At 30.7% G+C, this 23,297-nt stretch carries 21 protein-coding genes; 8 read left to right on the top strand and 13 right to left on the bottom strand.

Annotated elements, in window-relative coordinates:
- Positions 1-42 precede the first annotated feature (42 nt).
- From BTO16_RS16380 to BTO16_RS16410, 7 genes are all read left to right on the top strand, one after another.
- The gene (locus BTO16_RS16380) at positions 43-1,230 is read left to right on the top strand and encodes an FtsW/RodA/SpoVE family cell cycle protein (protein ID WP_105022720.1); all 1,188 of its coding nucleotides are present in this window, start codon (positions 43-45) and stop codon (positions 1,228-1,230) included.
- Positions 1,217-2,308, top strand: a complete 1,092-nt coding sequence (gene murG, locus BTO16_RS16385; RefSeq protein ID WP_105022721.1) for an undecaprenyldiphospho-muramoylpentapeptide beta-N-acetylglucosaminyltransferase — start codon at positions 1,217-1,219, stop codon at positions 2,306-2,308. The genes BTO16_RS16380 and murG overlap by 14 nt, the downstream gene beginning before the upstream one ends.
- Entirely contained in the window at positions 2,305-3,657 is a 1,353-nt protein-coding gene (murC, locus tag BTO16_RS16390; RefSeq protein ID WP_105022722.1) for a UDP-N-acetylmuramate--L-alanine ligase, read from the top strand. Before murG ends, murC begins: the two co-directional genes overlap by 4 nt.
- Positions 3,647-4,372: a cell division protein FtsQ/DivIB gene (locus tag BTO16_RS16395; protein ID WP_105022723.1), complete on the top strand. Its 726-nt coding sequence runs from the start codon at positions 3,647-3,649 to the stop codon at positions 4,370-4,372. Before murC ends, BTO16_RS16395 begins: the two co-directional genes overlap by 11 nt.
- Positions 4,373-4,379: 7 nt before the next feature.
- The gene (gene ftsA, locus BTO16_RS16400; RefSeq protein ID WP_105022724.1) at positions 4,380-5,711 is read left to right on the top strand and encodes a cell division protein FtsA; all 1,332 of its coding nucleotides are present in this window, start codon (positions 4,380-4,382) and stop codon (positions 5,709-5,711) included.
- A 69-nt stretch (positions 5,712-5,780) separates the two neighbouring features.
- Positions 5,781-7,682, top strand: a complete 1,902-nt coding sequence (gene ftsZ / locus BTO16_RS16405; RefSeq protein ID WP_105022725.1) for a cell division protein FtsZ — start codon at positions 5,781-5,783, stop codon at positions 7,680-7,682.
- A gap of 205 nt (positions 7,683-7,887) precedes the next feature.
- Positions 7,888-8,103: a hypothetical protein gene (locus BTO16_RS16410; protein WP_105022726.1), complete on the top strand. Its 216-nt coding sequence runs from the start codon at positions 7,888-7,890 to the stop codon at positions 8,101-8,103.
- Between the two features lie 107 nt (positions 8,104-8,210).
- On the opposite strand, the gene BTO16_RS16415 is transcribed toward BTO16_RS16410, so the two are convergent.
- From BTO16_RS16415 to BTO16_RS16435, 5 genes are all read right to left on the bottom strand, one after another.
- On the bottom strand, positions 8,211-8,855 hold the full coding sequence (locus BTO16_RS16415) for a DsbA family oxidoreductase (protein ID WP_105022727.1): 645 nt from the start codon (positions 8,853-8,855) through the stop codon (positions 8,211-8,213).
- Positions 8,856-8,943: 88 nt separating this feature from the next.
- On the bottom strand, positions 8,944-9,492 hold the full coding sequence (locus tag BTO16_RS16420; protein WP_105022949.1) for a carboxymuconolactone decarboxylase family protein: 549 nt from the start codon (positions 9,490-9,492) through the stop codon (positions 8,944-8,946).
- Positions 9,493-9,561: 69 nt separating this feature from the next.
- Entirely contained in the window at positions 9,562-10,125 is a 564-nt protein-coding gene (locus BTO16_RS16425; protein WP_105022728.1) for a TetR/AcrR family transcriptional regulator, read from the bottom strand.
- A 373-nt stretch (positions 10,126-10,498) separates the two neighbouring features.
- The gene (locus tag BTO16_RS16430; protein ID WP_211298245.1) at positions 10,499-11,686 is read right to left on the bottom strand and encodes a pyridoxal phosphate-dependent aminotransferase; all 1,188 of its coding nucleotides are present in this window, start codon (positions 11,684-11,686) and stop codon (positions 10,499-10,501) included.
- A gap of 26 nt (positions 11,687-11,712) precedes the next feature.
- Positions 11,713-12,804: a fatty acid desaturase family protein gene (locus BTO16_RS16435; RefSeq protein ID WP_105022729.1), complete on the bottom strand. Its 1,092-nt coding sequence runs from the start codon at positions 12,802-12,804 to the stop codon at positions 11,713-11,715.
- Positions 12,805-12,926: 122 nt separating this feature from the next.
- Here BTO16_RS16435 and rsmG point away from each other — a divergent pair, with 122 nt between their 5' ends.
- Positions 12,927-13,553: a 16S rRNA (guanine(527)-N(7))-methyltransferase RsmG gene (rsmG, locus tag BTO16_RS16440; protein WP_105022730.1), complete on the top strand. Its 627-nt coding sequence runs from the start codon at positions 12,927-12,929 to the stop codon at positions 13,551-13,553.
- 14 nt (positions 13,554-13,567) lie between these two features.
- Here the strand turns inward: rsmG and BTO16_RS16445 are convergent, their stop codons facing one another.
- From BTO16_RS16445 to BTO16_RS16480, 8 genes are all read right to left on the bottom strand, one after another.
- The gene (locus BTO16_RS16445) at positions 13,568-14,266 is read right to left on the bottom strand and encodes a hypothetical protein (protein ID WP_105022731.1); all 699 of its coding nucleotides are present in this window, start codon (positions 14,264-14,266) and stop codon (positions 13,568-13,570) included.
- Between the two features lie 64 nt (positions 14,267-14,330).
- Positions 14,331-14,858 (bottom strand): inosine/xanthosine triphosphatase, encoded by a 528-nt coding sequence (yjjX, locus tag BTO16_RS16450; RefSeq protein ID WP_105022732.1) that lies wholly within the window; start codon positions 14,856-14,858, stop codon positions 14,331-14,333.
- A 231-nt stretch (positions 14,859-15,089) separates the two neighbouring features.
- Positions 15,090-15,974, bottom strand: a complete 885-nt coding sequence (locus tag BTO16_RS16455; RefSeq protein WP_105022951.1) for a hypothetical protein — start codon at positions 15,972-15,974, stop codon at positions 15,090-15,092.
- Positions 15,975-16,719: 745 nt separating this feature from the next.
- Positions 16,720-17,637 carry a glutaminase gene (locus BTO16_RS16460; RefSeq protein ID WP_105022733.1) on the bottom strand — a complete coding sequence of 306 codons (918 nt, stop codon included), beginning with the start codon at positions 17,635-17,637 and terminating at the stop codon, positions 16,720-16,722.
- A gap of 129 nt (positions 17,638-17,766) precedes the next feature.
- Entirely contained in the window at positions 17,767-19,461 is a 1,695-nt protein-coding gene (gene lysS, locus BTO16_RS16465; protein ID WP_105022734.1) for a lysine--tRNA ligase, read from the bottom strand.
- A gap of 411 nt (positions 19,462-19,872) precedes the next feature.
- On the bottom strand, positions 19,873-20,973 hold the full coding sequence (locus BTO16_RS16470) for a DUF4407 domain-containing protein (protein WP_105022735.1): 1,101 nt from the start codon (positions 20,971-20,973) through the stop codon (positions 19,873-19,875).
- Positions 20,974-21,073: 100 nt separating this feature from the next.
- Positions 21,074-22,843 (bottom strand): M56 family metallopeptidase, encoded by a 1,770-nt coding sequence (locus BTO16_RS16475; protein WP_105022736.1) that lies wholly within the window; start codon positions 22,841-22,843, stop codon positions 21,074-21,076.
- A complete protein-coding gene (locus tag BTO16_RS16480) occupies positions 22,840-23,211 on the bottom strand; it encodes a BlaI/MecI/CopY family transcriptional regulator (RefSeq protein ID WP_105022737.1) in 372 nt (123 codons plus the stop codon). The genes BTO16_RS16475 and BTO16_RS16480 overlap by 4 nt, the downstream gene beginning before the upstream one ends.
- Between the last annotated feature and the right edge of the window lie 86 nt (positions 23,212-23,297).

Raw genomic sequence — 23,297 nt, forward strand, 5'->3', positions numbered from 1 at the left:
TTTAGTAAATAATTCAAAAATTTAAGTATCCAGAAAGCAAAAATGAAAACCATTTTTAAACATATAAAAGGAGATAAAACCATTTGGGCAATTTTTGCGGTCTTGGCAATATTGTCATTTATGCCTGTGTATAGCGCAAGCACAAACTTGGTGTATCTTGTTGGTTCTGGTTCTACATTAGGCTATTTAGTAAAACATATGGTTTTATTAATTATGGGTTTTGGTATTATTTATGGCGTTCATAAAATCCCGTATAGATATTTTTCTGGAGGATCTGTAATTATGATGCCCATAGTAATTATTTTGTTGATTTTTACGCTAACACAAGGAACAACTATTGGCGGAGCAAATGCAAGTAGATGGATTAACATTCCTTTTGTTGGTATTGGTTTTCAAACATCAACATTGGCAGGTTTGGTATTAATGGTTTATGTGGCAAGATATTTATCTAGAAATAAAGAAAAAGAAATTAAATTTAAAGAAAGTCTATTTCAACTATGGTTACCAGTTGCCGCAGTTTTGATACTAATTTTACCAGCAAACTTTTCTACAACTGCTATTATATTTGTGATGATATTAGTGGTAACATTTATAGGTGGTTATCCAATTAAATACATTGCATTTATTATTGGTGCTGGCCTTGTTGCGTTAACCTTTTTTGTGTTAGTCGCAAAGGCTTTTCCAGATGCAATGCCAAATAGAGTACAAACATGGAAAAATAGAATTGAAAATTTCTCTAATCCGGATGAAAAGGAAGCGTATCAAGTAGAAAAAGCTAAAATTGCAATTGCAACAGGAGGTCCAATTGGTGTTGGTCCAGGTAAAAGTGTTCAAAAAAACTTTTTACCGCAATCTACATCAGATTTTATTTTTGCGATTATTATAGAAGAATATGGCTTGGCTGGAGGTTTTTTAATTGTTTCTATTTATTTTTTATTATTTTTTAGAATGTTTGTGGTCATTAGAAAAACAACCACCATTTTTGGAACTTTACTAGTCGTAGGAGTTGGTTGCCCAATTATATTTCAAGCAACTATAAACATGGCAGTGGCAACCAATTTATTTCCAGTAACTGGGCAAACTTTACCACTAATTAGTAGTGGAGGTACTTCTATTTGGATGACCTGTTTTGCGCTAGGAATGATTTTAAGTGTAAGCGCATCAAAAGAAGAAACAGAAGAAGATATTTTAGATGATAATCCTTTAAATATATTACATGAAACCATATAATATACTTATTTCTGGAGGCGGAACAGGCGGCCATATTTATCCTGCAATAGCAATTGCTAATGAAATTAAAGTTCGGTATCCAGATGCAAACATTTTATTTGTAGGAGCAAAAGATAGAATGGAAATGGAGAAAGTTCCGCATGCGGGATATGATATAAAAGGCTTATGGATTTCTGGGATTCAAAGAAAATTAACAATTGATAATTTGTCTTTTCCTTTTAAACTCATTAGTAGTTTATGGAATGCAAATAAAATAATTAAACAATTTAAGCCAGATGTAGCAATTGGTACAGGGGGTTTTGCAAGTGGTCCAACATTAATAATGGCAAACAGAAAACGAATTCCTACTTTAATACAAGAGCAGAATTCTTTTCCAGGTATTACAAATAAAATGCTGAGTAAAAAAGCAAACAAAATTTGTGTTGCATACGATCATTTAGAACGTTTTTTTCCATCAGATAAAATAATAAAAACAGGCAATCCTGTTCGTCAAGATTTGTTAACGATTCATTCTAAAGAAAAAGAAGGAAGTGAGTTTTTTAATTTAGAGAAAACAAAAAAAACAATTTTGGTTTTGGGCGGAAGCTTAGGTGCAAGAAAAATAAATCAATTAATAGAAGCTAATTTAGACTTTTTTAAAAAGCAAAAAGTTCAAATTATTTGGCAATGTGGTAAACTTTATTTTGATGAATATAAAAAGTATACCGAATTAGAAAACGTGCAAGTTTATGAATTTGTAAATAGAATGGATTTAGCATATGCAGCTGCAGATGTTATTATTTCTAGAGCAGGTGCAAGCTCTGTATCAGAATTATGTATTGTTGGTAAGCCGGTTGTTTTTATTCCGTCTCCAAATGTGGCAGAAGATCATCAAACAAAAAATGCAAAATCGATTGCAGACAAACATGGTGCTATACTATTACATGAAAGTGAGTTAGAGACTTTTCCTATTGTATTTGAAACCCTTTTAAAAGACAGAGGTAAGCAAGAAGGTTTATCAGAAAACATAAAAGAATTAGCATTACCAGGCGCAACAACAGCGATTGTTAATGAAATTGAAAAATTATTAAAAAGGTGAATTTAAAAAATATACATAACATTTATTTCGTAGGCATTGGAGGCATCGGAATGAGCGCAATAGCTCGTTATTTTGCAACCAATGGTAAACTTGTGGCTGGTTATGATAAAACTCCTTCTCAGGTAACTGATGATTTAGAGGCGTTGGGTGTTGAAATTCATTTTGAAGATAATGTGAAACTTATTTCAGACTCCTTTTTAAATGCAGATGAAACTTTGGTTGTGTATACACCGGCAATTCCTAAAAATCATACAGAGCTTAATTACTTTTTAGATAATAACTTTACTGTTTTAAAAAGAGCAGAAATTTTAGGAAAAATAACAGCAAGTACTTTTTGTTTAGCCGTTGCAGGGACTCACGGAAAAACGACAACTTCTTCTATTTTGGGTCATATTATGCAGCAAGAAAAAGCGACTTCTTTTTTAGGCGGAATTGCAGAAAATTATAATTCCAATTTAATTTTAGGTGATGATAAAATTTCTGTAGTAGAAGCAGATGAGTTTGATAGATCGTTTATGCAATTGAGTCCTAATATTGCATGCATAACTTCTATGGATGCAGATCATTTAGATATTTATGGTGATGCAAAAGAACTAGAAAAAACTTTTTTAGATTTTTCTAAAAAAGTTTCTGATACTTTAATTATTGCAAAAGGATTGCCTTTAAAAGGATTAACCTATGCTGTAAACGAAGATGCAGATTATAAAGCGTTTAATGTGAAAATCGAAAGCGGAAAATATATTTTTGACGTGCAAACACCCTCAGGAATTATAGAAAATATTGAATTCCATTTGCCAGGAAAACACAATGTAATGAACGCTTTGGCAGCTTTAGCAATGGCTGAGACTTATGGCGTTTCGTTAGAAAACATAAAACAACGTTTGTCAACTTTTAAAGGAGTAAAACGTAGGTTTTCATATAAAATAAAAACAGGCGATTTTGTATTGATAGACGATTATGCACATCATCCAACAGAAATAAATGCGGTAGAAAATTCAATTAGAGAAATGTATCCTAATGAAAAAGTGTTGGTTGTTTTTCAGCCACATTTATTTTCTAGAACTAGAGATTTTATTGATGATTTTGCTGCTGCACTTTCAAAATTTGATGAAGTCTTGTTGTTAGATATTTATCCTGCAAGAGAATTACCAATTGAAGGAGTGGATTCTGATTGGTTATTGAGTAAGATTGATAACAGACATAAAAAATTGACACAAAAAAATAATTTAATAAAAGATATTAAAAATTCATCAGCAAAAGTAGTGGCAATGTTAGGCGCTGGTGATATTGGAGTGCTTATAAATGAGGTAACAAATCAACTTTTAAAACCGGAACAAAATGGAGTTTAAAAAGTTTTTAAAATACTTGTTATTTGTAGTGATAGTAATTGGTTTAGGGTTTTTGTATAGTTTTTCATCCGCAAGAAATCTACAAAAAAAAATTGGCGAACCAGTGATAGAATTTAGTCAAGGAGATAATAATTTTTTGACACATTCAATGGTTAACAAATTGTTAATACAAAATGAAGAAACTATTAAAAACAAAGCAAAATCTAAGGTAAATTTATACGGTTTAGAAAATAGGGTTTTAAAAAACCCTTATGTAGAAAGTGCAGCTGTTTTTTTAACGGTAGATGGTCAATTAAAAACAATCATTAAACAGCGTACACCAGTAGCAAGAATTATCGAAAAAAATGATTCTTATTATATTGATAAACAAGGAGTAAAAGTGCCTTTGTCGGCTAATTATTCTGCAAGAGTTTTGTTGATTTCAGGAATACAAAATGATGCACAAATCAAAGAGATATTGCCCTTAGTTTCTTTTATTTTAAAAGACAATTTTTTGCAAAAAGAGATCGTTGGAATTGATAAATCTGACGTTAATGAATACCAATTCGCCGTAAGAAGTGGAGATTATAAAATTGATTTCGGAAATTTAACCGAAGTTGATATAAAGTTTAAAAAGTTAAAAGCGTTTTATAATAAAGCATTTGATGATAAAACCATTCAAAATTATAAAGCAATAAATTTAAAATATCACAACCAAGTTGTGTGCACTAAATAAATCAAAAATGGAAAACAACAAAATAGCTGTTGGTTTAGATATCGGTACCACGAAGATTGTTGCTATGATTGGTCGTAAAAACGAGTATGGCAAAATAGAGGTTGTAGGTATTGGTAAAGCAAAAAGCTTAGGTGTAAAGCGTGGGGTTGTAAGTAATATTACACAAACAATACAATCAATACAACAGGCGGTAGAAGAAGCAGAAAGTGTTTCTGGGTTAAAAATAGAAGATGTTATTGTTGGTATTGCTGGTCAGCATATTAGAAGCTTACATCATAGTGATTATATTACTAGAAATACTGCAGAAGATGTTATTAATGAAGCAGATATAGATAATCTAGTAAACCAAGTTCATAAATTAGTGATGTTGCCTGGTGAAGAAATTATACATGTATTACCACAAGAATATAAAGTAGATTCTCAAGCAGATATTAAAGAACCAATTGGTATGTATGGTGGACGATTAGAAGCTAACTTTCATGTGGTTGTTGGGCAGGTTTCATCCATCAGAAATATTGGGCGTTGCGTAAAAAGTGCGGGTTTAGGTTTAAGTGATATTACCTTAGAACCTTTGGCATCTGCATCGGCAGTATTAAGTCAAGAAGAAAAAGAAGCAGGAGTAGCTTTAATTGATATAGGTGGCGGAACAACAGATTTAGCTATTTTTAAAGACGGTATTATAAGACACACAGCGGTAATTCCTTTTGGGGGAAATGTAATTACTGATGATATAAAAGAAGGTTGCTCTATTATTGAAAAGCAAGCCGAATTATTGAAAATAAAGTTTGGTTCTGCATGGCCAGGAGAAAATAAAGAAACAGAAATAGTTTCAATTCCGGGTTTAAGAGGTAGAGAGCCAAAAGAGATTACTTTAAAGAATTTATCAAAAATTATACATGCGCGGGTTCAAGAAATTATTGAGCATGTCTATTTAGAGATTAAAAATTATGGACACGAAACTGCAAAAGGAAAACTAATTGCAGGTATTGTGTTAACAGGTGGAGGTGCTCAATTAAAACATTTACGCCAATTAGTAGAATATATTACTGGTATGGATGCAAGAATTGGGTTTCCTAATGAACATTTAGCAGGCGATTCTGATGAAGCATTATCTAGTCCAGCTTACGCAACGGCTGTTGGTTTGCTAATGGTTGGTTTAGATAAAAAGATTAAAGTACAAGACATAAAACAAGTTGTTGAAGAGGTTAAAAATGAACCCGAAACAATATCTGAAGTTGAGCCAGAGCCAATAATTGAGAAAAAATTAAAGCCAAAAAAGAAATCTTTTTTCGAGAAGTTTACCGAAGGATTAAAAGATTTTTTAGACAATGCTGAGTAAGTTATTCAGTATATAGATCAAAAAGTAAAGAAAAAACAACAATAACAACCTAAAAAGATAAACGTTATTATGAGCGCAGAATTCGATAACATTTTATTTGACATGCCCAAAACGCAATCTAACACCATAAAAGTAATTGGTGTTGGTGGTGGCGGAAGCAATGCAGTAAATCATATGTTTACCCAAAGCATAACAGGCGTAGATTTTGTAATCTGTAATACAGATGCACAAGCTCTAGAAAATAGTCCAATTCCTAATAAAATTCAATTAGGAGCAAACTTAACTTCCGGCTTGGGAGCAGGTGCAAACCCAGAAATAGGAGCACAGGCAGCTAAAGAAAGTATGCAAGAAATTCAGAAAATGTTAAACACACAAACAAAAATGGTGTTTATAACAGCTGGAATGGGTGGTGGAACCGGAACAGGAGCTGCACCAATTATTGCAAAAATTGCAAAAGATATGGACATCTTAACGGTTGGGATTGTAACCATGCCTTTTGCTTTTGAAGGAAAAAGACGTACAAAACAAGCTCAACTAGGAATTGACCAACTGCGCCAAAATGTCGATTCTTTAATTGTAATTAATAACAATAAATTACGTGAAGTTTATGGAAACCTTGGTTTTAAAGCGGGCTTCTCTAAAGCGGATGAGGTTTTATCTACTGCATCTAAAGGTATTGCAGAAGTAATTACACATCACTACAAACAAAATATTGACTTGCATGATGCTAAAACCGTACTTTCTAATAGCGGAACTGCAATTATGGGCTCTGCAAAAGAAGAAGGTTCTAGTAGAGCAAAAAATGCGATTGTAAAAGCATTAGATTCGCCTTTATTAAATGATAATAAAATTACAGGAGCTAAGAATGTGTTGTTGTTAATTGTCTCTGGTAAAACTGAAGTTACACTTGATGAGATAGGAGAAATCAACGATTACATTCAAGATGAAGCAGGTTACGACGCTAATATTATTATGGGAATTGGCGAAGATGAATCACTAGGAGATGCTATAGCTGTAACAATTGTAGCGACAGGTTTTGCGCCAGACCAACAGAGTACAATTACAAATACAGAGGTTAAAAAAGTGGTTCATATTTTAGAAGACGAACAAAAAGCGACTTATAATTTTGATGAAAAAACCATATCAAAATCACCAACTTTAGATACGCCAACTTTTAATACCATACCTCAAAAAGTTGTACACGATTTAGGAGAAGTTACCGAGGATACAAAACCAAAAATGGATTTAGTTGCTACAAACCAAATTATAGCAAGTATGCCAGTAAGTTTTGAAGAGGTTTCTTATAAAACGGTCTTAGAAGAAGATGATTTTATAATTACCGATATTTTAAAAGTTGAAGAAAAAATTGAAGAAGCACCAAAAGAAAATCAATCTGATCTATTGTTTGACTTGCCTTTAGCTCCTCATAGAGTAGTAAAATCCGAAGAAGAAATTAGATTTAATTTAAATATAGAAAAAGAATTAAATATAAATGAAATTCAGGTTTTTGGAGCGCAAGAAATTAAGTTTGAAAGAAAAGAAGTAGAAAAAAGATACGTTTTAGAAGATTTTGATGCACAGCCAACAATAGGTAAAAGTTCTGGTTTTGTAGAGAAGAAAAAAATTGAAGAACCAGAAATTCAATTTGAACTTAAAACTAGAAAGCCTCAAGAAGCAATTAATGAGATTGAAACGATGAGTGAAGAAGTTTCTCCTCTAGATTTAACAATTTCTGAATTGCAAAAAAGAGCAGAAGAACGCCGAAGAAAGATGAAAGGCTTCAATTATAAGTTTACCGATCAATTAAATAAAAACATTGATGAAATTGAGCGTCAACCTGCTTATAAGAGAATGGGTGTTAGTTTAGATAGAAATACTTCTATTAGCACCTCTGAAACAGCATTAAAAAAAGAAGATGATGGTATCAATTTTAAATCGAATAATTCATTTTTACATGATAATGTAGATTAGTTTTAAATTTAAAAGCTATCAAAAAAATCACATCCTATAAGATGTGATTTTTTTGTTTTTCTACTTTTATTTAATTATTTTTTCTGATTGTCGTAAACTATGAATCCTATGAAAACCATATTTTCTGTTGGTTTTTATGATTTCTGTTGTGTAACAAACGTTTTTATACCTCGTCTAAGGTATGTAATCAATTAAACGAAACATTATGAAATATCTAAAAACAGTGTCAATAGAAGAAAGAGGAATTTTAACATCGGCTTACAAGCAAGAAATTAAAAAGAATATGAGAATAGAGAAATCGAAATCAATATCTAAAATTAAATCGATGATTTTAAACCATGAAGGAAAAATAGAAAGTCAGACAGGAGTTATTCTACAAGTTTCATTATTTGCTTTAGCTATTATTTTAATTACTTTTTAAAAAAATAAACAAAGAGTTACTAGATAAAAAAATCCATCTTAAAAAGATGGATTTTAAAATGAATATACTAGGTATCTTTAAACACAGACCAAAATTTAAATTTACTTTTATTCAGCAATTAATTCTGATAATACCTGTTTGAAAGTATTTATAGGTTGAGCACCAGTTACAGCACTTTTTTTATTAAACACAATTGTAGGAACAGAATTTACACCTAAGTTTTTCCAATAACTTTGTTTACTGCGTATTTCTTTTCGAGCCTCATCATTGTCTAACTGTGCTAACCCTTCTTCGGCATTTAAGCCAACAGTTTGTAAAGCTTCTTTTAAAACATCTCTTTTAGAGACATCTTTTCTTTCGCTAAAAAAGGCAGTTGTTAAACACATTTTTAATTCGGTTTGTTTTCCAAATTTTTTAGCATATTCTAGTAAAATATGCGCTTCAAAAGTATTTACCATTCTCATTTCATCAAAATAATCGAAGGTAAAATCAAGTTCTTTCCCAACGTTGGTCATATTTTGTTTTGACTCTTTTTGTTGCTCTAAAGTAGATCCATACTTTTCTGTAAGGTGTTCCGTTACGTTTTGACCTTCGGTCGGCATATTAGGATTTAATTCAAATGGTTGCCACTCAATAGCTACTTGATCTTGAATACCAAGTTCAATAATAGCCTTTTCTAAACGTTTGTATCCTATGGTACACCAAGGGCAAACTACATCTGAAACGATATCGATTTTTATTTTTTCTTTCATTTGTAAGCTTTTAATTAACCTTCTTAATAAAACGAAAGGTATATAATTTAGAATTATTCTGTTGTTATTACGAATAGGAAATTACAATTTATTTAGACCAAGCAAATGTCTGAAACGCTACATCAACAGGTGTATTTGCAATATGGTTTGTGTAATTACTTATAATTTTTTGTGATAATCCTAAAATAATATCTAATACTTGTCGCTCTTTATAACCTGTTGCATAAAAATTGTTTAGCTCGTTTTGAGTTACATGGCCTCGATTACGAACAATTATTAATGTCATTGCACGTAATGCTTCTAATTTTGGATTTTCAAGAGGCGTTTCGTTACGCAGTGCTGCTGTAATCGAATCATCGACCTTCATCATTTTAGCAATCGCTGTGTGTGCAGGTACGCAGTAATGACAGGCGTGTTCTACGTTTATAGTTTGCCAAACGACTGTTAATTCTTCATTGTTAAATGCTGAATTAACAAATAGCTCATGTATTGTTTTGTAAGCTTCAAATAAACCAGGAGATTCTGCTAATACGCCATGCAAACCAGGTATCATTCCGTAGTCTTTTTGCGATTTCGTTAAAAAATCTTTGCTCCCTTTGGGTGCCGTTTCTATGTTGTGAATTTTTAATGTTGTCATAGTTTTTGTTTTAAAATTGATTATTGTTAAATAACTAAACAATTGGTTAGTTATTGTGTAAAAAAAATGTTACAAATTTTTAAAGGTTATTTCTATATAATCTTCAATTTCCTTTTTGCTGTTTACTCTGGATGCCGCTGCCAAACCATGTTTTGCTAATAGTAAGAAATTAGCCTGTTTAAGTATGGTTTCTTCATTTTTAGTAGTATCCATTTTTAATTTTTCAATGAATAAATCTTTTAAGCGATTCATAAAAGAAGCCATTTGTTCTTTTAATAGTTCATCTTCACTATTTGAAAATTCATTATAAGTGTTGGTTACTAAACATCCTTTTTTATTGCCGTCTTTGTAATAAGAAGCTACTGAGTCGTAGAAAAATTGTTTAATATCTTCAACACCATTAGGGGCTTCTTTTAATTTTTCGAAGACACTATTTAATTGCGATTTGTAAAGTTTTAAGCTTTCAAGATAAAGGCCGTGTTTATTGCCGAAACTAGAATAAATGGAGAATTTATTGATGCCCATTTCATGTTCAAGCATTTTCATTGAAGTAGATTCGTATCCATACTTCCAAAACAAATTCATTGCTTTGGTAATTACTTCTTGTTCTATATACTCCTTTTTTCTTGCCATTATTTCTAAATACAAAACTAAACAAACGGTTAGAAATAAAAAGACTATTTCTCATTTATTTTAAATGGTTCTATAGTTTGTAACTATAATTGTATGAAAACAGCTATAAGTGATAGACTTAAAAAATAGTTTTAAATTAGGTTGCATGAGCGATAGAAGCGGCATCCTTTTTTGCTTTTATTAAATATTCTATTCTTAATTTTATAACTAAAAGCTATTAAAAGTTGAAATAAGTTTAGGACTTCTTTGCAAAAAAGATATAGTGAATAGCGCGGTTACGCTTTTTAGCGCAACATGCCCAAACAAAAAAAATCCACCTAAAAAGATGGATTTTGAATATTGTTCTCGACTGTGCTCGAGCCAACTCTAAAGTTTAATCTAAAGCTTCTTTAATTCTTTTAATAGCTTCTCTAATTTGCGATTCTGATGCTGCATAAGACATGCGAATACAACTTGGTGCTCCAAAAGCATCACCAGTTACAGTAGCAACGCCAGCTTTTTCTAATAAGTAGAAAGCAAAATCGTTTGCGTTTTCAATTTTTACACCGTTAACTGTTTTTCCGAAGAAATAAGAAATATCTGGAAAAACATAAAAAGCACCTTCTGGTACATTTACTTTAAAGCCTTCAATTTCCCTTAACAATCCAACAACGATATCTCTACGAGTTTTAAACTCGTCTACCATATATTGTATTTTAGAAACAGGTGCTAAAACTGCGGTAATAGCAGCTCTTTGAGCGATACAATTTGCGCCAGATGTAATCTGCCCTTGCATTTTTGTACATGCTTTTGCAATCCACTCTGCTGCGCCGATATAGCCAATTCTCCAACCTGTCATTGCAAATGCTTTTGCCAAACCGTTAACAGTAATGGTTCTTTCATACATGCTTTCTATGGCAGCAAAACTAAATGGCTTTGTTTCGTAATTGATATGTTCGTAGATTTCATCTGATAAAATAAAAATCTTCGGATACTTTTCTAAAACTACGGCCAACGCTCTGTATTCTGCTTCACTATAAATAGTTCCACTAGGATTATTTGGTGAGTTAAAAAACACCATTTTCGTTTTTGGTGTAATGGCAGCTTCTAATTGTGCAGGTGTAATTTTAAAATCATCTTCAATAGAAGAAGGAATTTCTATATACTTAGCTTCACAAAGAATTGCGAGTGCAGAGTAACTTACCCAATATGGTGCAGGTAATAAAACTTCATCTCCGGGGTTTAACAATACTTGCATTACGTTTGCAATAGATTGTTTTGCACCCGTAGAAACCACTACTTGACTTGGTTTGTACTCTAAAACGTTATCACGCTTAAACTTTACGCATATAGCTTCTTTTAGTTCTACATATCCGTCTACTGGTGAGTACGAATTATAGTTTTGATTGATTGCTTCAATTGCAGCATCTTTAATAAAATCTGGTGTATTAAAGTCTGGTTCACCCAAACTTAAACCAATAATATCTTTTCCTTCTGCTCTTAATTCTCTTGTTTTAGCAGCCATTGCTAAAGTTTCAGAAACTGGTAAGCTGTTAATTCTGTCCGATAATGGATGTGTCATTTTGCTGATGGTTGTTGTGTTTTATATTATGCTAATTCGGGTTTTTGCCCTAAAACACCTAAATGTCTAAAATGCTCTACAATTGCTTTACGCATAGTGTCATATTCATTGTAGGGTAAATTAAACTCTTGAGCTGTTTCTTTTACAATTTTAGCTAATTTATCATAATGAACATGAGAAATATGTGGAAAAATATGATGCTCAACTTGATGATTTAAACCTCCTGTATAGAAGTTTACCAACCAGTTACTAGGTGCAAAGTTAGAGGTTGTATATAATTGATGGACTGCCCAAGTGTGTTCTAAATTTCCTTCTTGATCAGGAACAGGCATTTCTGTATTTGGTACAATATGTGCCAATTGAAAAACCAAACTTAAAATCATACCAGCTGTATAATGCATTACAAAAAAGCCTATTAAAACTTTCCACCAAGAAACGTCTAAAACCAATAGAGGTAAAACAATCCAAAGTACATAATATACAATTTTAGAAATTATTAATTTCGTCCATTCAGTTGCAGGGTTTGGAAACTCACCATAAGATAATTTACGTTTTAAATAACCATGCATTTGTTTTACATCCGTAGTTATTGCCCAGTTAATGGTTAATAAACCGTATAAAAATATAGAATAATATTTTTGAATTTTATGAATCTTTAACCATTTTGAATGTTGCGAAAAACGGATAACTCTACCCGCATCAATATCTTCATCATGTTCTATAACATTTGTAAAAGTATGGTGTAAAACATTGTGTTGTACTTTCCAGTTATACACATTACCAGCAAGTATATAAATACTACTTCCCATTAATTTATTTACCCATTTTTTACTAGAAAAAGAATCATGATTACTGTCATGCATTACATTCATACCAACACCAGCCATTCCAATTCCTGTAACAACCATTAAGACAGCCATTAACCATTGAGGCATTGTAATTGTTAAAATTAAAATAAACGGAACTAAAAATAGCGAAAACATAATAATAGCTTTCGTGTATAATTTCCAGTTACCTGTTCTTTTAATGTTATTTTCTTTAAAATATAAGTTGACTCTTTTGTTTAAAGTTCTAAAAAACTTTGCTTTGTCTACTTTTGAGAATTTTATTGTTTTCATATATTATCAAATAATACTACAAAAATAAACTATTTAAAGTTGCTTAATATGATAAACGTCAATTTTTGTTAAGAATTGTTGAGTACAAATAGCTATTTTTGCAGCCTAAACTATATTTATTGATGGAAATTATACACAAGTATTTTAAAAATTTATCGGACATTCAAATTGAACAGTTTTCTAAACTTCAGGATTTGTATGAAGATTGGAATTTAAAGATTAACGTAGTTTCTAGAAAAGATATTGATGAATTGTATTTGCGTCATGTTTTACATTCTTTAGGAATTGCAAAATTGATTCAATTTAAACCAGGCGCCAAAGTATTGGATGTTGGTACTGGTGGTGGTTTCCCTGGAATTCCGTTAGCAATTTTATTCCCAGAAACGCAGTTTCATTTGGTAGATTCTATTGGTAAAAAGATAAAAGTAGTAAATGAAGTTGTTGCAGGTTTAGGTTTACTAAATGTAAAAACTACAAACGGTAGAGTAGAAGAAGACAAAGATACGTATGATTTTATTGTAAGCAGAGCCGTTGCAGAAATGGAAACTTTTGTGCGTTGGACAAAAGGTAAAATTTCTAAAAAACAAAATCATTCGTTAAAAAACGGAATTCTTTACTTAAAAGGAGGAGATTTAACCGAAGAATTAAAGCTTTACACGTCTGCTACCATTTATAATCTAGCTGATTATTTTGAAGAGGAATTCTATGAAACTAAAAAAGTTGTTCATTTAGGGATGAAATTTAAATAAATAATTTTTTAAAATTAACAAATAATCATCAATCGGTTTTCTCCTGTTTTTTCAAGAGGTGCACGATGAAGACAAGGAAGCACTTTGCTCTTTGGATGATCAATTGCTAATTTCCATAAGTTTCCGATACCTAAGTTGATAAGGTTTGCATTGGGTTTTGGTTGGTAATGCAAATCAAAAAAATACTCACTTAAAAAGGATTCAAATCCTGCATCTTCGCCATCATATAGTTTTTTGAGTTCAGCACGTATTTCTGGAATCAGTACTTTTTGAATTGCTTGTGCATTTGGTACTATTTCACTAGGCTTACCATGATAGGTGCATAAATAAGTGTCAGTAGCTATAGGCGAACGATCTACGTGAAAAGAATACACATCCGTAGGAAAAAACGGATATGAGTCATCTCGTTCATAGTATTTAATAACATTTAGTGTTGGTGATGCTCCATGAGCTGTCAATAACTTCATGTCATTTAAAAGGATTTCGCGAGCTAGTTGACCTTGTTTTGTTAATTGAAGTTTGCGAAGTTCTGCTGGATGAAGTTCCGTCATATTTCCGCTTAATGCTACTTTTTTAACAATCTCAGAAAAATCACCTATTAGTTCACGAGTAAAACAAATTGCATTCATTTCTGCTTTAAAAGACGTGGAAACAAGCTCTTGAAAATTGGTAACATATTGAATCTGATTCTCGGTCTTAATTACATCAATCATTCTGGGTTTCAGTTTTATGCTATTAAAGTTGGTTTAAATATTAAAAATAGGAAACAATTTTTTTCTAATATAAATCTACATTTTTAAAAGGAATTAACGCTAAAATTACGGCTTCTGTGTAGTATTTAGTTCTATCAATTATATCTCCAGTTAAAATTCCCACTGCGCCACTTTCTTGCTTAGAGTTTTTACGATTAAAAACAATATCATCTGCATCGCCTAGTTCTTTGCCTTCTTTTATCAACTGAACCACTTGTTTTGGAAGAAAAAATGTTGCTGTTCTTGATTTACCATATTTACCATCAGCCTTTGCAACAACCCAAGCAAACGCTTCCATTTCATCGTCTAAATTTTCAATACCGCCTTCTATACCAAAATAAAAATCTGCATCTTTAATTTCGTTTGATGCATTATCTGCTCTGTTTTTTGCTCCTTGAAAGGTTTCGGTATTGCTAAGCGGTTGGTCTGCAACATCCGAAGGAACGGAAACACTAATAAACTCGAATTTTTGGTTTGGAAACATTTTTTCAAACCCATTTTTTACGGCTTGTATTTTAACTGGATTTTTTGATGCGATAATAATTTTTCCCATATTATATTGATAATGTGTAAACGTGTTATTTTTTTGAATTAGTATCCAAACTACCTATTAAGAAATTTATTTTAATATAGAAATTACGACACTAAAATTGTATCATAATCCTTTAGCTAATTTATGTTTTATTGAGTTTATGAACTAACTAAATTAGATTTAACTTCTTTTAAAAGACTAAAGGTTTTAGCACTTTGCAATTTACTAATAGTTATTATATTTAATTTTAGGCTATAAATTTTTTTCATATTTATTGTGAATTGTAAGTATTGCTAATCCGAAAAGTACAGCTACAACGATTAAAATAGTACTTATTAATCCGCTTACTCCAAAAGACATTCTTATTAAAATTGTTGAAATTATAAATCCAGAGTTTCTAATAATTTTATGAAACTGATCTGTATAAAAGAATGAAATTAGAAGAAGTACAACATCTACTAAAATAAGCACTGTAAAAAATTGATCAAAAAACAGATTATTGATGCTTTCAAAGGTTGGTAACTTGCTCGAAGACATTGAAATTCCTGCAGACCAATCGACAAGTGTATAAAAAGCCATCACAAAAAATAAAGGCAATAAAATAACTGCTATTAATTTTTTGTTTTCAACAAATTTTTCGATTATCGGTTTACTATTTTCTTCTGTTATTGCTTTTTGTTTGCCATGTTTTTGAAATAGGAATATTAAATAAAAAAGTAATAATGAAGCGACCAAATCATAGGTAAATTGCAAATCGCCTTTAATCTCAAACCAATTTTCTGTGAGTTCTAAAGCAGCTAAATCTTTAAACAATTTACGGATAATAATTAGTGTTATAATTTCGTATTGTTTGGTTATATAGGTTGTAAAAGATTTTGGTAAATAGTAAATTAGAAGATAAACTTCGTAAATAAGAATAAAAGAGAATGGAGTATAAATTGCTGATATAGGGTTTTTTAGTAATTCTGAATTTGCTGGATAATCTATAAAATTAAATTTCATAATATAGATTATCGCTAAATGAATAAAAAAACTGAATATTGCTATTTTTAGAATAATTTTTTCTGTTTTTTCACGGGTAGTTTCAGAAAGAAATTTGTTGAAAAGGAACGCTACTATTTTCTTGTTTTTGATCATTTCTGTGCGTTTTAAATGTTTAGGCTTAATTTGAGCCTTTTTTGGTTCTTTAATCACGTCTAATTTCATCTATTTTCTTTTTAGAAACAGTCTAAACTGTATCAAAAAAATAAATTTATTTTAAGTAATTTTTTAAAGAAAACATGTTCGGAAAGATTGGTCTTATATGGACTAGATTTAAATAGTGTATTGCCGCAAAATCACGATTTTATTTTTTATGAAATGCCTGCCAATGTTGTACCTTAGATACTTAATTAATTACTTAAGATTCATCATATGAAAAGCTTTATTTTAAAATGGTATCCAATTATTTTAGCATTCCTTTGTTTATTATATTCAGTAGGTTATGGGGTATTAGGTATGACAGCGGAGGCTCAATATTCAGCTCACTGGCCAGGTACAATATTATTGTTTGCAATAGCAATTAGACAAAGAAGAACAACATGAATATAGGATTTTTTATTGTAGGTGGTATCATATTTGCCGTTTACATGGGGTTGACTATATATAATATACAGTACTCCAATCGAAAGCAAAGAGAAGAAAATTATCCAGATATGAAAAAGCCTAAGTTTTAAACATACCTTTAAAAGTTGTTTAAGTTTTGGTAACTCATAATCTGTTGTTTAGTAAATACTGTATTCCTTTCTACTTTTTTAATTAAAATTTTTACAAAAAAAGTAGATAAGAATACTTAGTTTTTTCAATAGGAATAAGAAAAAAACCTCCATGTTTTTAAAGAAAATTAAAAAATAGAGGATGCTGTTCTTGTTGTAAACTTTTCTAAAAATAACATTCCTTTAAAAGAATTTCCTTTTACATTTAGTTTTGGACTCCAAACTGCAATGCAATATTTATCTGGGTGAATGGCAACAATACCGCCGCCAACACCACTTTTACCGGGCAAACCCACTCTAAAAGCAAATTCGCCAGATTCATCATAAAAGCCACAAGTAAGTAAAATAGCATTCATTCTTTTTGCTTGGCTCATAGTAAGCACTTTATTCCCTTTGTGGGTCACAAAATTATCGTCGGCTAAGAAAAGTGCTATTTCAGAAAGTTCTTTACAACTCATTTCTAAAGAGCAAATATGAAAGTAAAAATCTAACACTTGATCAACATCATTTTTAATGTTGCCAAAAGATTTTATAAAATTACATAAGGCAATATTTCTAAAACCAGAAATTTTTTCTGATTGCGCAATTTTTTCAGAATAATTTAGATTTTTATTGTTAGAAAGTTCTCTACAAAAATTTAAAAAATCTTCCTTCGGATTTTTTAAATGACTAACTAAAATGTCACTAACAACAATTGCACCTGCATTTATAAACGGGTTTCTTGGCTTTCCCTTATCCGCTTCTAACTGCAAAAGTGAATTAAAAGGATTACCAGAAGGCTCAACATCAACTCGTTCCCAAATTTTTGCGCCTTCTAATTTATATGCTAAGGTTAACGCAAAAATTTTAGAGACACTTTGTATTGAAAATTTTTTATCAAAATCACCAACACCAAAAGACTCTTTGTTAATTTTAGTAATGTTGATACCAAAATTATCAGGACTTACATTCGATAATTCAGGTATGTAGTTAGGAACTTTACCAATATCATCTACATTTCTTATTTCAAGATAAATATCTTCAATTATTTTTTTATAGTTATCCACTGTTTTTATTGTTTTAAATTAGGAAGGAAAAACCTAAATACTATACTTAAAAAAAGGAACTACATTTCTGCAATTCCTCTTTTACTATTTTATATTAAGATTCCGAAACGAGTTCAGAATTAAGAATTTTTATAAAATTTCTACAAACAATCCTTTATCCGTTTTAGAAACTTTTGCAAAGTTGTTTTTAGTTAAGTGTTTTAAAGACTTGTCCCATTTTTTGTTTGATAAACCAGATTGATCTTTTAATGTATTTAACTCAATTTTTTCTGCTTTTTTGATCAAAGCAAGTAACTCCTTTTCACTGTCATTCAATTCAACAGTAACAATTCGTTGTTCTGGCCTCATTTGAGGAAAGAAAAGCACTTCTTGTATCGATTGATTGTTTGTTAAAAACATAATTAATCGGTCCATTCCAATTCCCATTCCAGAAGTTGGCGGCATTCCGTATTCTAGCGCACGTAAAAAATCGTGGTCTATAAATTCAGTTGCTTCGTCATCGCCTTTTTGAGCCAATTTTAGTTGATGTTCAAAACGCTCACGTTGATCAATTGGGTCATTTAATTCAGAATATGCATTGGCAATTTCCTTACCACAAACCATCAATTCAAAACGCTCTGTTAACTCAGGGTTTTCTCTGTGTTCTTTACAAAGAGGAGACATTTCTTTAGGATAATCTGTAATAAAAGTTGGCTGGATGTAATTTCCTTCACATTTTTCACCAAAAATTTCATCAATCAATTTTCCTTTCCCCATTGTTTCGTCCACAGGAATATTCATCGATTTTGCAGCAGCTCTAATTTCATCTTCAGTTTTACCACTAATATCAAAACCAGTAAAATGTTTAATAGAATCGGCCATTGTTACTCTAGCGTATGGCGCTTTAAAATCTATTTTATGTTCGCCAAAAGTAGCTTCGGATGTTCCGTTTACAGCAATTGCACAATGTTCTAAAAGTTGCTCACAGAAATCCATCATCCAATTGTAATCTTTGTAAGAAACATAGATTTCCATAGCGGTAAATTCTGGATTATGAGTTTTGTCCATTCCTTCATTTCTAAAGTTTTTAGAGAACTCATAAACGCCATCAAAACCACCAACAATTAACCTTTTAAGATACAATTCATTGGCAATTCTCATATATAAAGGAATATCCAAAGAATTGTGATGCGTTATAAAAGGTCTTGCAGCTGCGCCTCCCGGAATTGGTTGTAAAACAGGTGTTTCTACTTCAAAATAACCTGCGTCATTAAAAAAAGAACGCATTGCATTAAACAATTTTGTACGTTTTATAAACACTTCTTTAACATGCGGATTTACCACTAAATCCACATAACGTTGTCTAAAACGCATTTCTGGATCTGTAAAAGCGTCAAATATTTTACCGTCTTTCTCTTTAGGAAAAGGCAAAGGTTTTAAAGCCTTACACAGTAATTTAAAATCTTTAACAAGTACCGTTTTTTCGCCTACTTTAGTAGTAAAAAGTTCACCCTCAACACCAATAAAATCACCTAAATCTATTAAGTTTTTAAAAACAGTATTGTATTTTGTTTTGTCTTCGCCAGTACAAATTTCATCACGATTAAAGTAAATTTGTATTCTACCTTCACCATCTTGTAATTGACCAAAAGAAGCCTTTCCTTGCAAGTTTTTTACCATTAACCTTCCGGCAATAACCACTTTTTTCCCTTCTGTATAATTTTGTTTTATTTCGGTCGAATTTGAATCTACTGGAAATAAATCTGCAGGATAAGGGTTGATGCCCAAAGCACGTAATTTTACTAGCTTTTCTCTACGTACAACTTCTTGTTCTGATAATTGCATTTGCTGTTTTTTTTCTGATGTTTATTAAAGAGTGCGAAGATACAATCAAATCAATTAATAGGCAATTGAGAAATTTGTAAAAAAGAAACTATTTATTTGAGGATTATTAAAAACAGCGTATATTTGCAGACTGTTTTTTAGTAAAAACAGTAATTAGTTGTGTTGTTTTGGCACTTTAGTAAAAGTGTCGTGGTTTTGTTAACCAATGGAAAGCTTCCCTGAAATGGGACGCTTTTTTTATTTTAATGAAACTCGATTTTGAAAAACACCCAAGTATGAATTAAATAGTACTAACTGACTAATCGCCTCTCTTTAGCAAGATCTTTAGTATAATTTTCGAATGCTTGGCATCAAAAGTTTAAAACTTTTATCACCTGTAATATTTTGATTTCAATTCTTAAAAAATAGTAATTACAACATTTTTTGTTGCTTCTTATAAAATGAATCTGCTTGCAATTTCATTAAATCTCTTGCTATTTTTTGTTTGTAGGTGTACAGTTCTTCCTCTTCAGAAATATCTTTATAAACTTTGTTATCTATAATAATATCTGCATTTAACATTTGTTTTCTCTGTTGCACTTGTTGTTGAACCCAAGTTTTTATGGCAGTTTCTGTATCTTCTAATTTAAAATCGTATTCTCCTTTTGGCGCTAACAATTTTGCAATTATTGGTGATGTTTCAATCGCTAAAAATAATAAGAATATAAAGAATGATGGAAGCCAAGGCAATTTACCAAGCGCATTTACTCTTGCCATTAAACCATCGTAATTAGCAATAATAGGTTCAGATTTTTGTTCGGCTAATTTTTGATTATCGGTTATAACCACAATCGCTGTTTCTTTTGTTTTTATTTTTTCTAAATTATCTATTTTTAATTGTTTTAGAGCAATTAAAGAAGCATCATGCTTTTGTCTTTTTTCTTGGTAAACAGGTCCTTTTCCTAATTTTTTTGTTCCTTTTCTGCCTTCTGCTTCTGCAATATAGCTTTCATATAAAGTATTTGTTTCTAATTCTTTTAGAGTAATTTCTTGTTTTAAACTACTAATTTCGGATGCTATTTTTTCTATTTCAGGACTAAATTGTTGCGCAATTTGAGCTTTCGTATCTATCGTCATTTGAATTTTTTCGGTCAATAAAACTTGATTGATTTCTTTTTCAAACAATTTTAACTCTAAAGGTTTAGAAATAACAACTGCAATAATTACTGCCAATATAATTCTTGGTGAGGCTTGTAACAATTCGTTAAGTCTAGAACCTGTCTTTTTGATAGTAGAAACTATAAAGCGGTCTAGATTAAAAATTAATAATCCCCAAACTAATCCAAATGAAATAGCAGCATATGCATTATCAAAAACGGTAAAAAGGGCATAACTTCCTGCAATTGTTGCCATAACTGCTGTGAAAAAAACAGTGGCTCCAATACCTACAAATTTGTTTTGTTCGCCATTACCGCAGTTTTCCACAATATTTTTATCGACTCCAGCACACGTAAGAAAGAATTTTTTAAGCACAATTATATATTTAATGATATAACGTTATATCGGTACAAATGTTGCGAAAAAAAAACCTCAAATTATTGAGGTTTTTAAATTTTATTATTTTTTTAACGTATTATTCTTTTTTAGTTGTAATGTAAACAGAACCAGCGCCATCTTTATCTTTTTTAACATCAACAGATTCAATTTTATTTGCTGGTATTAATTCCATTTCTTTTTTGCTAATAAGTTTATGATCTAGATAATATTTAATATTTTCTTCCTTTTTTTTGGTAACTATCCCTTTTTCACTAATCCAAACTTTATAGGGGCTATTGTTTGTGTTTTTAGTTTCAATTGATAATTTTTTATTCTTTTTAAATAAATCAGAAGCGGTATCAGCATCTATTTCTTTTCCTTCAAAATAAAATTTTGCTCCTTTTTTATTCATGTCTTTAATATGTTCTATTGCATTTACTGGCGGTGGAGGTGGCAGTCTATCATTTCCACTTCTTTTTTTCCAATCGTTTAATGCTTTTTCAGCTACTAAAATTTGTTCTTTAGATGCGTTTGGAACTGGCGGTGGTGGCGGTAAATCATTTCCGCTTCTTTTTTTCCAATCACTGTGAGCTTTTTTAGCTATTAAAATTTGTTCTTTGGATGCATTCGTAGCTGGTGGTGGTGGCGGAACTAATAACTCATCTTCCTTGGTAAACTCGCTTCTAAGCTTATAATGCACTTTATTGTTTTTCATCAGTTTTAAATACGGGTCGTGAGGATGAACAGGGCTTTTACTTTTCAATTTACTTTCTTTAGAAAGCTTAGCATACATGCTTCTTAATTCTGAATATAAGTTTTTTAACTCATTTTGTCTTTCTGTAGAACTTTTTATAAAATGAGGTTTTTCATTTCTTTTTGATTCGTAGGTTTTATTTAAGGCATCATAAGAACTAATACCATACTTTTTTCCTATTTCTTCTATTATTTCTTTAACCTCCGTATCTCTTTTTAAATCTTGCTCATTAATTGTTTCTAAATTTTTTGGTGTACTATCTTTTGCTTCAACTCTTTCTGCGAAGAGGAAAATAAGTCCGGTTAAAAGCGGAATTACCGCCAGTTTTTTTAACAAAATCTTTGTGCTTGAACTTTTTGTTGTCATCATTAGTAATCGTTTTTTAGTGAGTGAATAATTCAAATTACTGGCCAAGTAATATTCGTTTTTCCAAGCAGCTTTTTTAACTAGTATATGCTGATATTGGAAGGTGTTTTTATGTTGATGTATTACCGTTTCGTCTGCAATAAATTCATGATTTAACTGCACGGCTTTTTTAAGTAAAATAAAGAAAGGGTTTATCCAAAATAGTATTTGAATAACTTCAAGAATTAAAACATCTAACGTGTGTTTTTGAGTAACATGTGTTAACTCGTGCGTAAACAATTCTTGTTCTATCTTCTGGTTTTCGTAATCATTTTTGTTGATAAAAATGTAGTTCCAAAATGTATGCGGAAGTACTTTGTCATCCACTAAAACCAATAGCGCTTTTTGATATTTAACTTTTGTATTTTTCCCTATTTTATTGATGATCATAAATAAATTTCGTCCAAATCTCATTAAAAAAATTGAAGAAACGAATAGGTAGAAACCTACAAATAATTTTGTGTAATTTATTGATTCTTCTATGATGGTATTCTCAAAGCTATAAAAACCTTGACCCGTTATAGGTTCTGCAATAACAGCTGCAACATCATTATATATAATATACAAAGGCGCTAAAAACGAAAATAAAATGCTACCCAATAAATAAAAGCGATTAAAAGTATGCATTTTTTCTTTTTCTAGAATAAAATGATAAAATGCCAATAGTAACGCTAAACAGATTGCCGATTTTAGGAAATAGAGTATCATTTTCGTTGATTTTTAATTTGAGTATCAATCACTTTTTTAAGTTCTTCTAATTCTGCTGTTGTAAGATTGGTTTCTTTGGTAAAAAAAGAAGCAAACTGACTCGCAGAATCATTAAAGAAGTTTTTAATTAAACCATTAACATGGTTAGAAAAATAATCTGTCTTTTTTATTAATGGATAATATTCTCTAGATTTTCCAAACAATTTGTATGCAATAAAACCTTTATCATTAACTCTTTTTAGTAAAGTGGCAACAGTTGTTGTTGCTGGTTTTGGTTCTGGAAAATCAGCTATTAAATCTTTTAAAAATGCTTTTTTACGTTTCCATAAATAGTGCATTAATTGTTCTTCGTTTTTTGATAATTGCATTGGTTATTATTTTACTCTACAAACATAGAACAAATATTTTAATTCTACAAATGTAGAGTAAAAATATATTTTGATTTTGCATATAT

The organism is Polaribacter glomeratus (genome assembly GCF_002954665.1).
Classification (GTDB): Bacteria; Bacteroidota; Bacteroidia; order Flavobacteriales; family Flavobacteriaceae; genus Polaribacter; species Polaribacter glomeratus.

Coding starts and splice junctions, on each gene's coding strand:
- BTO16_RS16380 (WP_105022720.1), top strand. CDS start 43: ATGAAAACCATTTTTAAACATATAAAAGGAGATAAAACCATTTGGGCA.
- murG (WP_105022721.1), top strand. CDS start 1,217: ATGAAACCATATAATATACTTATTTCTGGAGGCGGAACAGGCGGCCAT.
- BTO16_RS16395 (WP_105022723.1), top strand. CDS start 3,647: ATGGAGTTTAAAAAGTTTTTAAAATACTTGTTATTTGTAGTGATAGTA.
- ftsA (WP_105022724.1), top strand. CDS start 4,380: ATGGAAAACAACAAAATAGCTGTTGGTTTAGATATCGGTACCACGAAG.
- ftsZ (WP_105022725.1), top strand. CDS start 5,781: ATGAGCGCAGAATTCGATAACATTTTATTTGACATGCCCAAAACGCAA.
- BTO16_RS16410 (WP_105022726.1), top strand. CDS start 7,888: ATGAAATATCTAAAAACAGTGTCAATAGAAGAAAGAGGAATTTTAACA.
- BTO16_RS16415 (WP_105022727.1), bottom strand. CDS start 8,855: ATGAAAGAAAAAATAAAAATCGATATCGTTTCAGATGTAGTTTGCCCT.
- BTO16_RS16420 (WP_105022949.1), bottom strand. CDS start 9,492: ATGACAACATTAAAAATTCACAACATAGAAACGGCACCCAAAGGGAGC.
- BTO16_RS16425 (WP_105022728.1), bottom strand. CDS start 10,125: ATGGCAAGAAAAAAGGAGTATATAGAACAAGAAGTAATTACCAAAGCA.
- BTO16_RS16430 (WP_211298245.1), bottom strand. CDS start 11,686: ATGACACATCCATTATCGGACAGAATTAACAGCTTACCAGTTTCTGAA.
- BTO16_RS16435 (WP_105022729.1), bottom strand. CDS start 12,804: ATGAAAACAATAAAATTCTCAAAAGTAGACAAAGCAAAGTTTTTTAGA.
- rsmG (WP_105022730.1), top strand. CDS start 12,927: ATGGAAATTATACACAAGTATTTTAAAAATTTATCGGACATTCAAATT.
- BTO16_RS16445 (WP_105022731.1), bottom strand. CDS start 14,266: ATGATTGATGTAATTAAGACCGAGAATCAGATTCAATATGTTACCAAT.
- yjjX (WP_105022732.1), bottom strand. CDS start 14,858: ATGGGAAAAATTATTATCGCATCAAAAAATCCAGTTAAAATACAAGCC.
- BTO16_RS16455 (WP_105022951.1), bottom strand. CDS start 15,974: ATGATCAAAAACAAGAAAATAGTAGCGTTCCTTTTCAACAAATTTCTT.
- lysS (WP_105022734.1), bottom strand. CDS start 19,461: ATGCAATTATCAGAACAAGAAGTTGTACGTAGAGAAAAGCTAGTAAAA.
- BTO16_RS16475 (WP_105022736.1), bottom strand. CDS start 22,843: ATGATACTCTATTTCCTAAAATCGGCAATCTGTTTAGCGTTACTATTG.
- BTO16_RS16480 (WP_105022737.1), bottom strand. CDS start 23,211: ATGCAATTATCAAAAAACGAAGAACAATTAATGCACTATTTATGGAAA.